Annotated in this window: 15 protein-coding genes; 8 read left to right on the forward strand and 7 right to left on the reverse strand. The window is 36.4% G+C overall.

Translation table 11 applies throughout. From position 1 onward, the window contains the following. Positions 1–8 precede the first annotated feature (8 nt). From Q8S25_RS12755 to Q8S25_RS12765, 3 genes are read left to right on the forward strand one after another with little or no spacing between them, the layout of a single operon-like run. Positions 9–800, forward strand: coding sequence for an amidohydrolase (locus tag Q8S25_RS12755; protein WP_305538345.1), 792 nt, complete (start codon positions 9–11; stop codon positions 798–800). 6 nt (positions 801–806) lie between these two features. After that, on the forward strand, positions 807–1,895 hold the full coding sequence (nagA, locus tag Q8S25_RS12760) for an N-acetylglucosamine-6-phosphate deacetylase (protein ID WP_305538347.1): 1,089 nt from the start codon (positions 807–809) through the stop codon (positions 1,893–1,895). A 32-nt stretch (positions 1,896–1,927) separates the two neighbouring features. Next, positions 1,928–2,314, forward strand: a complete 387-nt coding sequence (locus Q8S25_RS12765) for a hypothetical protein (RefSeq protein ID WP_305538349.1) — start codon at positions 1,928–1,930, stop codon at positions 2,312–2,314. Here the strand turns inward: Q8S25_RS12765 and Q8S25_RS12770 are convergent. Genes Q8S25_RS12770 through Q8S25_RS12780 form a run of 3 tightly spaced genes read right to left on the reverse strand, consistent with a single transcriptional unit; the run spans position 2,311 to position 5,600 of the window. Next, on the reverse strand, positions 2,311–3,780 hold the full coding sequence (locus Q8S25_RS12770) for a S41 family peptidase (RefSeq protein ID WP_305538351.1): 1,470 nt from the start codon (positions 3,778–3,780) through the stop codon (positions 2,311–2,313). The two genes, Q8S25_RS12765 and Q8S25_RS12770, sit on opposite strands and share 4 nt — an antisense overlap. Positions 3,781–3,782: 2 nt before the next feature. Next, on the reverse strand, positions 3,783–4,814 hold the full coding sequence (gene thiL / locus Q8S25_RS12775; protein WP_305538353.1) for a thiamine-phosphate kinase: 1,032 nt from the start codon (positions 4,812–4,814) through the stop codon (positions 3,783–3,785). Between the two features lie 9 nt (positions 4,815–4,823). Beyond that, entirely contained in the window at positions 4,824–5,600 is a 777-nt protein-coding gene (locus tag Q8S25_RS12780) for an inositol monophosphatase family protein (protein ID WP_305538355.1), read from the reverse strand. Positions 5,601–5,642: 42 nt separating this feature from the next. Between Q8S25_RS12780 and Q8S25_RS12785 the strand changes: the two genes are divergently transcribed. From Q8S25_RS12785 to mtgA, 5 genes are all read left to right on the forward strand, one after another. Beyond that, positions 5,643–6,503 carry a glycosyltransferase family 2 protein gene (locus Q8S25_RS12785; RefSeq protein ID WP_305538357.1) on the forward strand — a complete coding sequence of 287 codons (861 nt, stop codon included), beginning with the start codon at positions 5,643–5,645 and terminating at the stop codon, positions 6,501–6,503. Positions 6,504–6,570: 67 nt separating this feature from the next. Then, a complete protein-coding gene (locus Q8S25_RS12790) occupies positions 6,571–8,094 on the forward strand; it encodes a GH3 auxin-responsive promoter family protein (RefSeq protein WP_305538359.1) in 1,524 nt (507 codons plus the stop codon). Then, entirely contained in the window at positions 8,091–8,744 is a 654-nt protein-coding gene (locus tag Q8S25_RS12795; protein ID WP_305538361.1) for a peptidylprolyl isomerase, read from the forward strand. Before Q8S25_RS12790 ends, Q8S25_RS12795 begins: the two co-directional genes overlap by 4 nt. Positions 8,745–8,795: 51 nt before the next feature. Further along, positions 8,796–9,452 carry a LysE family translocator gene (locus tag Q8S25_RS12800; protein ID WP_305538363.1) on the forward strand — a complete coding sequence of 219 codons (657 nt, stop codon included), beginning with the start codon at positions 8,796–8,798 and terminating at the stop codon, positions 9,450–9,452. Between the two features lie 29 nt (positions 9,453–9,481). Further along, a complete protein-coding gene (mtgA, locus tag Q8S25_RS12805) occupies positions 9,482–10,183 on the forward strand; it encodes a monofunctional biosynthetic peptidoglycan transglycosylase (protein WP_305538365.1) in 702 nt (233 codons plus the stop codon). Here mtgA and Q8S25_RS12810 read toward each other — a convergent pair. From Q8S25_RS12810 to Q8S25_RS12825, 4 genes are read right to left on the reverse strand one after another with little or no spacing between them, the layout of a single operon-like run. Continuing rightward, positions 10,180–10,722, reverse strand: coding sequence for an ATP-binding protein (locus Q8S25_RS12810; RefSeq protein ID WP_305538367.1), 543 nt, complete (start codon positions 10,720–10,722; stop codon positions 10,180–10,182). The genes mtgA and Q8S25_RS12810 overlap by 4 nt on opposite strands. Then, complete coding sequence (pnuC, locus tag Q8S25_RS12815) at positions 10,709–11,341, reverse strand: nicotinamide riboside transporter PnuC (RefSeq protein ID WP_305538370.1); 633 nt, start codon at positions 11,339–11,341, stop codon at positions 10,709–10,711. The genes Q8S25_RS12810 and pnuC overlap by 14 nt, the downstream gene beginning before the upstream one ends. Continuing rightward, positions 11,319–12,821: a hypothetical protein gene (locus Q8S25_RS12820; protein ID WP_305538372.1), complete on the reverse strand. Its 1,503-nt coding sequence runs from the start codon at positions 12,819–12,821 to the stop codon at positions 11,319–11,321. Before Q8S25_RS12820 ends, pnuC begins: the two co-directional genes overlap by 23 nt. Before the next feature lie 35 nt (positions 12,822–12,856). Beyond that, positions 12,857–13,456: a NifU family protein gene (locus Q8S25_RS12825; protein WP_295191527.1), complete on the reverse strand. Its 600-nt coding sequence runs from the start codon at positions 13,454–13,456 to the stop codon at positions 12,857–12,859. Positions 13,457–13,459 lie beyond the last annotated feature (3 nt).

Raw genomic sequence — 13,459 nt, forward strand, 5'->3', positions numbered from 1 at the left:
ATTGGTATATGCATCCATTGTCGGTAACCCTAATACAAAGCAATTTAGTTTGGGAAAACAAAGCTGCTAACCTGGCTCAATTTGCCCAAAAAATTCAGTCACAAACCGCCCCAGGTCAATTGGTCATTCTTCCAGAAATGTTTAGCACTGGGTTTAGTATGAATCCGGCTCAATTGGCTGAAACCATGGAGGGCAATACGGTTCAGTGGATGAAGACCATGGCTGTACAACAAAAAATTATTCTCACGGGCTCTGTAATAATTGAAGAAGAAGAACAATTTTACAATCGATTACTATGGGTATTGCCCAATGGAACTGTGGCGCATTATAACAAAAGACATTTGTTTGCATTTGCTGGAGAAAATCAGTTTTATGCTTCGGGCAATAAGCGATTAATTGCTGCAGTGAATGGATGGAAAATAAATCTACAAATTTGTTATGATTTGCGTTTTCCAGTTTGGGCAAGACAGCAAATACAAGATGCGCCCGAATACGATTTATTGGTGTATGTAGCCAATTGGCCAGAACGCAGAAACCATGCATGGAAAACTTTGCTCACTGCAAGGGCCATTGAAAATCAGTGTTATGTAATTGGGGTAAATAGAGTAGGTGAAGACGCCAATGGAATCAATCATAGTGGAGATACTATGTTGATAGATCCATTGGGCCAAGTAGTTTATCACTGTGCGCATGAAGAAGCCATTAGTACCCATATTTTAGACCCTCAACATTTACTAGATATTCGCCAGCGTTTTCCATTTTGGAAAGACGCCGATCAATTTAATATCTATCATACTTAAGTTTTTATGAAACAAATTATTGCAGCAAATAAAATTTTTACTGGAACAGAATGGTTGCTCAATCATGCATTGATAGTGAACGATGGCATCATTGAATCTATTCAACCTATTGTAGCACTTAAAGCGCCCGTAACGCATGATTTACCAATACTTATTCCAGCTTTAATAGACTTACAAATTTATGGGGCAGGCGGGCAATTGCTGAGTGTATATCCAACAGTAGAAGCGTTGCAATTATTAAAAGACTACTGTGTAAAGGGCGGTGCTGCTTGGTTTCAGCCAACAGTTGCTACCAATAGTAATGAAGTTATTCATGCATGCATTGATGCAGTAAAGGCATTTAAACAATTGCCCAATAACCGTTGCATTGGCTTACATGTTGAAGGTCCTTGGATCAATCCCATCAAAAGGGGTGCGCATTTAGCAGAATTTATTTACCAGCCTACTGCTCAACAAGTGAAGGATTTATTGGAGTACGGAAAAGGAATCATCACCATGATTACCCTTGCACCTGAGGTTTGTGATTCCGAAATGGTAGATTTAATACAATCATATGGTGTAGTAGTTTCTGCAGGTCATAGCAATGCAGATTATGCAACTGCTACGCATGCTTTTAACGAAGGGATCAGCACCGCTACCCATTTGTACAACGCTATGAGCGCATTAAATCACCGAGAGCCCGGAATGGTGGGAGCAATTTTTAATCACCCTACTGTGTATTGCAGTATTGTTCCAGATGGATACCACGTGAATTTTGAAGCCATTCAAATTGCTAAAAAACAAATGGGAAATCGGTTGTTTGCCATTACCGATGCAGTTACCGATACTGCTACAGGCGCATATCCGCATCAGTTAAATGGAGATAAATATGAATCCAACGGCATTTTAAGTGGATCTGCATTAACCATGTTAACGGGCATGCAAAAACTGCATCAATCTTGTAAGATTGAATTGGGAGAAGCTATTAGAATGTGTTCCTTGTATCCAGCACAGGTGATTCAACAGCAAGGAATTACTGGAATGTTAAAGCCTGGCCAAAAAGCAGATTGGATTGGTTTAAATGAACAATTGTCATTGATTCAATCTGTTGAATGAATTAACTTTGAATACTTAAAAAATTAAACAACATGAAAAAATTATTGGTATTGGCTTTTGCTGCAATTGTTGGTTTTAGCGCAAATGCACAAGAAGCAAGTTGGAAACAAATGGAAGATTTTCACGGAGTGATGAGCAAAACCTTTCATCCTGCAGAAGAAGGAAATTTAAAGCCTTTGAAAACGAATATTGCAGACTTAGTTGCAAAAGCAAAAGCATGGGAATCTGGCGCAGTACCAGCAGCCTATGATGCCAAAGTTGCTAAGCCCATCTTAAAACAATTGGTTGCAAAGTGTACTGCAGTAGAAGCTGCCGTAAAAGCAAAAAAATCAGATAAAGAATTAACTACTTTAATTACTGCTACACATGATGTGTTTCATGAAATAAAAGAAAAGTGCAAGCCAGGAGAAAAACACTAATTGTTTTTGTTTTTAATCAAAGCTTGAATTGCCGCCATTTTTGGATCAAATCCTACACGGATTGCATACGAAGATGGCGGTATTTTTATGTCTGGTTCAATGCCTCTTCCTTTTTGTAAGTTTTGATTAATAACCATTCTATACAAAGGAAGCCTTACTCTTAACTTGGTGTTTGGTAAGGTAATATGGGGTATATGCATGGCCGAATTACCGTACTGTCCTCCGCCTGATTCCTCTCCTATTACTTGAATATTTTCTTGTCCTTTTAAAGCGCCCACAACCATAGTAGCTGCAGAAAAAGTGTATCCGCCTTGCACTAAATAAGTGTTACCCTTAAAAGCAAATCGGGTTTTGGGTTGATAATAATGCCGTTCAAATCTTTTATAGTGAATGGATCCATCGGCAGCTTTGCTTGCCCCTAAGTTCATTGCCAACCAATACAACCAACTAGATTGAATGTATTTGCCGTATTTAAATTTTCTACTGATGGCAGCAACTGAGTCGGCAATTTTAAAAGGAGTTTGTTTTAAGTATTTAGTAAGTGCAATACTATTGGTGATTCTTCCTCCTCCGTTTTCTCTTAAGTCGAGTATTAAGTGTTGAATATTTTCTTTCTTTAATATTTTAAAACTGCGCCTAAAAAAAGTTTTTAAATTTCCTTTACTAAAACTGGTTAACCGAATATATGCACTATGCGTAATGGTATCAATACTAAGCGAACGAATGGCCAATAAGCGCAATTGTCTTTTGCTTAATGAAGGTGGTCTCTGTGTTGGTCTGGGTCTATTAATACTTCTATCCCTTGGAGCTGGAACAAAATTGCCTAATGAAATAGTGTCTTCTTTTCCAACTTGATTCTGGTATCCAATAAGGTAACTACTGTCTACTCCAAATACTTGTTTAAATCCATCCGGAAAACTACTGCTCAGTGTTTGGTATTGGTGATTATAAGCATAACCATCAGTAGCAATTTGTTTGAATAAACTATCTCTGTAAAACGAAATGGGTTTATTGTTAATACTGTTTAAAATGGTTCCTCGTTGAATAATAGAATCTTTAAAATAACCATTACTCAACACAACTGCACTGTCTTCCCAAAATTTGATTTGTAATGGAAATCGTGGATACCTGAACTGTGGCAATTGTTTAATGAACTGTTTTGAATACAATGTAGTGGTATGTCCACATTTTATTAGCGCCACCCATTGGGCAATTTTATTTCTGTATTCAATTTCATTTAAAGAATCAGTAAAGCTATTGCACAGTTGTTCAAACGCACTGTCTAATTGTTCTTTGGGGGTATACCAATACAAGCTGGGATGATTGGCTTCCAACACTTTTTTGAGTACCCATGCATCTTCTTTTACTTGCGCTGCTGCATATTTGGGTAAAGCACTATATGCTTTCTGGGCGTTCAATTCGCCCAGGCATAAAACCCCACAAATCAATACCAGCAAGCTTTTCATGCTTAAGAATTAAAAGCATTCCAGCCCTGTGCCTTCAAATCGTATTGATTGCCACCCTTGGTTAAGAGCTTAACGCCCTCTTCTAGGTCGGTGATGTATCCTATCACACTGATTTCTTCGTTCAGTACAATTTTATCGTGGTCTTCTTGAGCAATGGTAAAAATCAATTCGTAATCTTCTCCACCATTTAATGCGCAAACGGTTGGGTCTAATCCAAATTTAAATGCAGCTTTTCTACTGGCATCAGCAATGGGTAATTTTTCTTCGTACACACGCGCACCTAAATTAGACTGCTTGCAAATATGCAAAACTTCGCTGCTTATTCCATCGCTTACATCCATCATGGCAGTTGGAACTATTTGGTTGCTGGCAAAAAACTCAATGATGTCTTTTCTAGCTTCAGGCTTTAATAATTTACCTACTATATAACTCTCGTCTTCTAAGTCTGGTTGAATATTTGGATTTTCTTGGTAAATCTTTTTCTCTCTTTCCATCAAAGTCAACCCTAAATAAGCCCCTCCTACATCTCCACTCACACAAATTAAATCTCCTTTTCTGGCAGTACTGCGCTTAACAAATTGATCGGGAGCTACTTCGCCAATAGCAGTAACCGATATAACAAACCCCTTTAATGAAGAAGAAGTGTCACCTCCTATTAAATCAACGCCATATTTTTCGCAAGCAAAATAAACACCTTCATAAAATTCATTCAAAGCCTCAACGCTAAAGCGATTACTAATACCAATGCTCATAGTAATTTGAGTGGGTATGGCATTCATTGCATAAATATCGCTGAGGTTAACTACTACCGCTTTATACCCCAAATGTTTCAATGGGGTATACATTAAATCAAAATGAATGCCTTCTAATAACAAGTCGGTTGTAACTACCGTCTGCTTACCAAAATGGTCAATTACTGCAGCATCATCACCCACTCCTAAAATGGTAGAAGCATTTTGTATTTCTGCATTTTTGGTTAAGTGCTCAATTAAACCAAACTCGCCTAAGTCGGCTATTTCTGTTCTTTGTTCCATACAATCTTTTTAGAAAGGTCCCCCGTTTACAACAGCCACTAATTCATCGTGAATATGGCCATTGGTTGCAATAATATGTGGTTGATAAGGAGAATAATAATCTCCTTTAAAGTCGGTTACTTTTCCGCCAGCTTCTTCTACCATTAAAAATCCTGCAGCACTATCCCAGGCTTGTAATTTGTGTTCATAAAATCCATCAAATCTTCCTGCTGCTACCCAACACAAATCAACTGCAGCACTTCCCAATCTTCTTACAGGAACCCCCTTTCTGATTAATTTTTCAAAAACCTGCAAAGGCCCGTTGGGTGCGTCTAAATAAGTATACGGGAAACCCGTTACTAAGCAGCTCTTGATTAATGTAGTTTTATTTCCTACTTGAATTTTTTGATCATTTAAAAAAGCCCCAGCCCCTTTTTCAGCAAAATAAAATTCATTCATAAAAGGGTTGTATACCGCACCCATAATCATTTTACCGGCTTTCTCAATACCAATACTCACACAGCAAATTGGAATGCCATTGGCAAAGTTTACTGTTCCATCAATAGGGTCTATAATCCATTTATAGGTAGAATCTTGTTTTAACTCTCCTGATTCTTCACTTAAAATAAAATGATCGGGAAATTCGGCTTGAATGGTATCCATGATGGCTTTCTCTGCTGCATGATCTGCTTCGGTTACCAGGTTATTAATGCCTTCTTTATTGCTGATGGCAAATGTTCCATTAAAAAAATGTCGAAGTTGAACAGCCCCTGCTTCGGTGGCTTTTAATAAGGTTTGTTTAAGCATGGCGCAAAAGTAACCCAGATTCTGCATCTTTGGAACAATATTGTGACTACCGAACTTTCCATAATCATTGTTAATTATAGGGTCTATCCCTATTTGGATACTTGTTTGCAAGCAGTGTCTACAGCGTTGAGTACGTTAAAAGCAGAGATCATAGTGGTAGATAATGATACAGATGAAGCCAAGCAAACTATCTTGGCTACAAGCTTTCCCCTGGTTCAATGGATTTGTTTAAACCAAAATATTGGATTTGCGCGGGCCAATAATTTGGCCTTAAAAAAAGCAGGTGGAAAGTATGTCTTGTTTTTAAATCCAGATACATCTATACAGCCCAATGTACTCAAAGAGGCTATTCAGTATTTAACATCCAATTCAAAAGTTGGCGCCATTGGTGTGCAAATGATTGATGGAAAAGGTCGTTTTTTACCCGAAAGCAAAAGGGACCAGCCTGGTTTATTGGGCGCTATATTTAAATTGACCGGATTGGCAGCGCTATTTCCACATACCGCTTTTTTTAATAGTTACGCCTTGGGCCATTTAGATCAACATCAAATTCATACAATACCTGTTTTAGCGGGGGCTTTTATGATGATGCCAACAGCATTAGCTAAAAAAATAGGCGGTTTTGATGAATCTTTTTTTATGTACGGGGAAGATATAGACCTCAGTTTAAGGATACTTCAGCAAGGATTCGAGAACCATTATTTAGGCAACTTAACAATTACCCATTATAAAGGAGCAAGTTCAAAACAAGACCCTGCATACCTAGCCCATTTTTATGGATCCATGATTATTTTTGTTGAAAAATACCACCATTTATATGGCGGCTTAATGGGGGTTTGGTGTTTAAAAATGGGCATTCGCTTTACTGCTTGGATGGCCTATTTCAAGAAAAAAATTCAATAAGCGTTTTCACAAAATATTATATATAATTCATTTAGTTTAGCTTCGTAGCTTAACTGTTAACGAACGCATGTCTATAATTGATCTTAAACTGCCGAATGCTATTTTGAAAGCACTGAGGCTTCCACAGAACAATCTCCGCAGAGATCAGTTGAGGGTGCTAAAAAAACTGTTGAAAAAAGCAAGGTTTACATCTTTTGGTCAGCAATATCGTTTTGATGAAATCTTATTGAGCAAACATCCAGGAAAAAAGTTTCAGGAAATTGTTCCAACCTTCAATTACAATAAAATTTACAATGAGTGGTGGCATAAAACCATCAAGGGTCAAAGTGATATTTGTTGGCCAGGTAAAATAAAATATTATGCGTTAAGCAGCGGAACAAGTGAGTCTGCAAGCAAATACATACCCATTACCAACGATTTATTGCGGGGCAATAAAATTGTCATGATTAAGCAATTGCTCAGTTTGGGTAAGTATGAAAATATTCCTTTTACTTCTATTGGAAAAGGTTGGTTAACCTTGGGAGGAAGTACTGAATTACAAAAAGGGCCTGGCTATTTTGCCGGTGATCTTAGTGGTATTACTGCAAAGAAAGCGCCGTTTTGGTTTCAACCATTTTATAAGCCAGGTAAAAAAATAGCCAAACAAAAAGACTGGAATAAAAAAATTGCAGAAATAGTAGAGAAAGCTCCTGAATGGGATATAGGTTTTTTAATTGGCGTACCCGCTTGGATTCAAATGTGTGTAGAGCAAATAGTGGAACGCTATAAGTTAAATAATATTCATGAGCTATGGCCCAACCTCGCATTTTTTGTACATGGCGGAGTAAGTTTTGAGCCGTACAAAAAAGGATTCGAAAAAATGTTGGGTAAACCCATCACTTATATAGAAACCTATTTAGCCAGCGAAGGATTTATTGCCTATCAAGATAGGCAATACGCAAAAGGCATGCGATTGGTAACCAACGAACATATATTTTTAGAATTCGTTCCTTTTGATGATGTCAATTTTACTGCTGATGGAGAAATGATTGAAAACCCTGAGGCATTGATGTTGCATGAAGTAGAAGAAGGAAAGGATTACGCATTATTAATCAGCACCACTGCTGGTACCTGGCGTTATTTAATTGGAGATACAGTAAGGTTTGTAGATAAAGAAAAATCGGAGATCATTATTACCGGAAGAACCAAACACTTTTTAAGTTTAGTTGGAGAACATTTGAGCGTAGACAATATGAACAAAGCGGTTCAAATGGCTTCTCAAAAATTCAATATTAGTATTCCCGAATTTACAGTGGCAGGTATTCCTGTAGACAATTTCTTTGGTCACCATTGGTTTCTTGCATGCAACGACGTTGTTAGTGAAAAAGCAGTGTGTAGTTTTATAGACCAGTGTTTAAACGAACTCAACGATGATTATGCTGTTGAAAGAAAAAGCGCTTTAAAAGAAATTAGATTGACCGTATTAAAAGAAGACGACTTTATGAACTTTATGTTGAGTAAAGGTAAAGTAGGTGGTCAACATAAATTTCCAAGGGTGTTAAAAGGGGCCATGTTAAATGACTGGTATCAATTCTTAGAAAAAAACAAATGAAGCTAAAGCCATTCCTTGCCTGCTTTATTGTAACAATACTCTTTTTGTGCTCTACTGCTTTTGCGCAAATAGCTAATAAAAATAACAGTTCTGTATATAAAGACTTAAAATCACCTGAAACACTTCAAGTGCTTTTTAAAACCAATAAAGGGAATTTTATTATTCAGTCTTATCGCTCTTGGGCTCCACTTGCAGCAGACCGATTTTATACTTTAGTGAAGAAAGGCTTCTATACCAATATCTTTATTTTTAGGGTAGAGAAAGACTATGTAGTGCAGTTTGGAATTTCTGATAACCCTAAAGAAAGCAGTTTTTGGGACAAAGCCAGACTAAAAGACGAACCCGTACTTCAAAAGCATAAAAAGGGAATGGTTTCATTTGCAAGAAGTGGAATCAACTCTCGCACCACTCAACTCTTTGTGGACATGCAAAACAATGCCAAATTAGATACTACCATACGAGAAGGAGTACGCGGTTATCCTCCTTTTGGTAAAGTAATTAGTGGCATGCACGTCTTCTTTCAATTAAACGACCAATATGCAAAACGCATTCTTCCTTTGCAAGATTCCATTTACTTGTATGGCAATCAATATTTGGTAAAACATTTCCCAGGTTTAGATAAAATAATCAGCGCAACAATTATCCGTTAAAATTGCACTAATCAGTTATTTTTGTAAACGGACTAAACAAAGGTTATTGGCATGATTGCACCATTGATGAAGGGACTTGTTTTGGGATTGATTCTGAGTATTTCAGTGGGTCCGGTCATTTTTGCTATCATCAAACAAAGTTTGGCCAATGGCCATAAAGCGGGTTATACGTTTGTAGCAGGTGTTTCAGCCAGTGATATTAGTTTGGTGCTGGTTTGCAATGTATTTACTTCTTTTTTTACTACAGCACTTTCTCATAGCAATACCATTGCAATAGCCGGAAGTATTTTTTTAATTGGCGTAGGTATCTATACTTTTTTCTTTAAGAAAGTGATTGTAGATGAAGACAATAAAATTGAAATCAAGAAATTTCGTAAAAGAGACTTAGCGGGTATTTTTTTGTCGGGCTATTTTATGAATATGCTTAACCCAGCAGTATTTCTTTTTTGGTTTGCCTGGACAGCCGCTATTACGGGAGATGCTGCAAGTACCCCCAATCCCAATCAATACAAGTGGATTGTTTTTATTACTTGTTTGGTATTTGTGTTGCTTTCCGATATTGCCAAAGTTGCCCTAGCTGGTAAATTACGAGAGCGTTTAACCCCCTCTATTTTACATCGCATCAATAAATTATCGGGCCTGATTTTAATTGGTTTTGGAATAGCATTGATTTGGGGTGTGCTCAATTTTGGTGACAAGCTAAAATAGATTGTATCTTTCTGTTGAAATAATAATTTGTGATTAAAAAAATCTGGAAAAAAACAAAACGAATTCTACTCATTTTGTTTTTGACTTCACTTGTATATACCATTGTTTGTAGATGGTTAATGCCTCCTATAACTATTACCCAAATAGCCAATACTTTTGGGTATGGGCTTAAAAGGGATTATGTTTCGTGGAATCAAATCAATTATTCAGTGAAGCTTGCGGCTATTGCCAGCGAAGACCAGGCTTTTCCAGACCATAGTGGATTTGACTGGGATGCTATTGAGAAGAGTTTAAAGCCCAAGAAAAAAGGAAAGAAAACAAAAATTCCATTAGGTGGTGGCGCTAGTACCATTACACAGCAAACAGCCAAGAATGTTTTTTTATGGCAGGGAGGATTTATCACCAAGTTTATTCGTAAAGTGCCCGAACTCTATTTTACCAAATTAATTGAATGGGTTTGGGGCAAAGAGCGCATACTAGAAGTGTATTTAAACGTAATAGAAATGGGCCCAGGTATTTTTGGGATTCAGGCAGCTGCAAAACACTATTTTAAAAAAGATGCCGCTAAACTCACACGCGCAGAAGCTGCCATGATTATTTCATGTTTACCTAATCCTAAAAAATTTACTGTTAAACCAATGAGCAGAAGGGTTGCATGGCGTTATCCCCAAATTCTAAAGCAGATGAATAATTTGGAAGGAGATGAAGACATCAAAACTTTGTTACGTTAAAGCATAAAACCATCAATTGCTTTTATTGCAGCTTGGGTTCGTTCTGCATCATTCCCACTAATTAAAGCCCATGGGGTTGTTTGGTTCATTAATAAGTCTTTATAAATAGCAAACAATTCTTGTCTGGGTTTTTCATCGGGGTATTCTCTTAATTCATCTTTTGTCCATGGCAAATCAATATTGCACAATAAATAACCGTCGTATTTTCTTTTAACGATACTGTCTAAAATAAAAAAATCACATTCACCAAATACATATTCACTCCATACTTTCATCACATACATATCGGTATCAATAAATAGAATTGGCGTTTTATTGCTATCTGCTAATGACTTTATGGTTAGTTCTTCTAATTTTAATTGTCCCTTTGCAATCTTCAATAAATCAGAAGGGGTATAGCTGGTACCATTTTTTAGTAAATATTCTCTTGCATACTCTTCGCACCAGGCCGATTGATAATGCTCGGCCAACGATTTACACAATGTGCTTTTACCCGTACTTTCTGGTCCTAGAATTACAAATTTCTTAATGCCATTCATGCTGTGCTTTTTTATGCCAACTAATTAAGCCGGCAATGGCTAGAATCAATAGTACCAAAAACTGCACACTAGTAAAAACATAGCCCTTTACAAAGTATAACGGAATAGAAGCAATATTTGTTGCTATCCACCAATACCAACTAGCCACTTTTTTTCTAGCCATTAACCACATTCCTGTATATGCTGTTGCACTTGCAAATGCATCTGCCCAAGGAATTGCTTCGGGTGCAAAAGATTCTTTTAACCAAGTGAGTGCAACAAAAATTAGTACATAAAAAGAGGCAAAAAACCCCCACTGTTGAATTCGTTCTCTTGAATTACTTAGGGTGATTTTTAATTGAGCTTCTTGGGTATTTTGGTTGATTTTACTCCACCAAACCCAACCATATATACTTACAACGGTATAGTATAAATTAACACTGGCTTCACCGTATAGCTGTCCCTTTAAACTTAAGTAAATATAAATAGTGGTATTAATTAGTCCAATTGGGTAAACTAGAATATTTTCTTTTCTACTAAACCAAACACTAGCAATACCTGCACATACAGCAACAAATTCAAGCAAGCTGGTTTGTTGAATACCGGTAACGAATTGATCAAAAACCAATGATAACTCCATCTTTAAATTGCCATGCTGTTTTTATTGAGTAATATTTTTTTATTTGATCTATTTGAATAAGATCAAAACTTTCTGTATTGAAAAACCAAACTAAATAAAATGATTTATTTGTTATGAAAAGGTCTATTTCGCTTTTAATATCTTTGTGTGGCAATGGAAATGCTTTAGTATTTGATAAAAAATACAATGCATCTATTGCATTGGAGAAGATCTTTTGTTCACTAAAAACGGTAGGATTTTTTTGTATAAAATTAATCATTGGAGAATACTTCCAATAGTCATCTGTATATCCAGGTATTCCTGAATAGGAAACGCCCTCCCAAGTGAAACGATTGTTTTTGTAATTATGGTATTGTGCAAATCCATAACCAGAAAGCAAAATCAGGAATATGGGAACACGCAAAGCGAGATGTTTTTTACGAGTCAAATAAACACCCCCATTCGCTAATAAAATTGGCAAACAAATAAACGCAGGTATTAAGAGCCTGCTATTCAACGTTTCAAATCTTGAAATGGAAGAAATAGCAATCATGAAAATGATATAAACACTAAAAAAAGCAGCAATTATAAATTCGATTCTTGTTACTTTTTTCGGTTGCAAAAAAGTACTTACAAATGGAAGTGCAAGTACAAATAGTAAAAGGATAATAACTGCTATTGAACCAATTAATGTTGCGGATGGAAATGGAAACCAAAATTTAAATACTTCAGACAAATCGTATACATTTTCCCAAACTGTTTTGATGGCTTTTTGTCTTACGCCTGTTAGCGTACCACTTAGCATTTTATTGTACGCTACATTTATTGTGGTTAATGATAGGCTGATTAATCCATAACAAACCAAGTGTTTCAATTTTTGCTTTAATGGAAGACCTTTTTGTAATAAAATGATTAATCCCCCTGTTAAGATGCAAGTAATTCCTGCAAATCGAACAAAAAAGAGTAATGCGGTAATTATAGATACAACGTATAGATTTCGTAGGCTTTGTTTTAACGAATATTGATGAATCCGAATAAAAAATAATAATAGTAAAAATAAAAAAAGGGTCTCAGACCAAAGCATTGAATATACTTCTAGTAGGGCTGTACTGGTTGTTAAAAACAAGAGCAATAGCAACCTTGCAAATGAACTATAGAATTTTACTTGTTGAAAAATATAACTACTCATAAACAAAAGACCTGTAAAGAGTAAACAGTTCAGAATAGGACCTATTATGGTAATTGGGTCAGCACCCATCAATAGAAACAGCGATAAGAATAATGGGTATCCCAGTGGAAATACAACCATTGGAATTCCCCTGAAATCGGAAACAGAAAAATTTGTAATAAAATTTTTTGCGACACTTAAATAAGTAAGGCCATCAGGACATACCCCTATTCCACCATGTTTAGTATATAGTAATAACCAAACTGTTGCCAATCCAGACGCTATAGTTGCATCCCAATAGGAATAAAAAAATTTGGTAAGAAATAGTTTCATGTTGTTACATTGACAGAAAATTAAGCATTTCTAGCTTATTCTGCCTCAGCAACAACTTCTTTTACTTCAGGAATCATGCGTTTCATCATTCCTTCAATTCCCGCTTTCAATGTAATCATTGAAGAAGGGCAGCCTGAACATGAACCTTGTAGCATAAGGTTTACAATACCATCATTATAGCTTTTGAACTGTATAGCACCGCCATCCATTTCAACAGCAGGTTTTACGTAGTTCTCTAGTAACTCTTTTACGCGTTTAACAATATCATCGTCGTCTGCACTTACGGTATTGCTTGCTTCTTGTTTTACTTTTGCAACCTCTTCTTCATTTACCACTACACCGCCGTTCTCTAAGTATTGTTTCAAAAACTCTTTGATGGTAGGAATAATATCTTGCCAATCTTCGGTATCAATTGTTTTGGTTAATGTGATAAAATTGCTCGCAATAAACACACTTTTGATAAAGGGAAAGCTGAACAATTCTTTAGCCAATGGCGAAGGAGTAGCTAAGGATTCATCTGCAAAGTCAATGCTTTTACCAGGGTACAATAATTTGTTTGCCACAAATTTCATGGTCTCTGGATTGGGAGTCATTTCTGTATAAATGCTGATGACAGGGTTGCCAGTCTTAATCATAGT

Origin of the sequence: Sediminibacterium sp., from assembly GCF_030695065.1 — a bacterium.
Classification (GTDB): Bacteria; Bacteroidota; Bacteroidia; order Chitinophagales; family Chitinophagaceae; genus Sediminibacterium.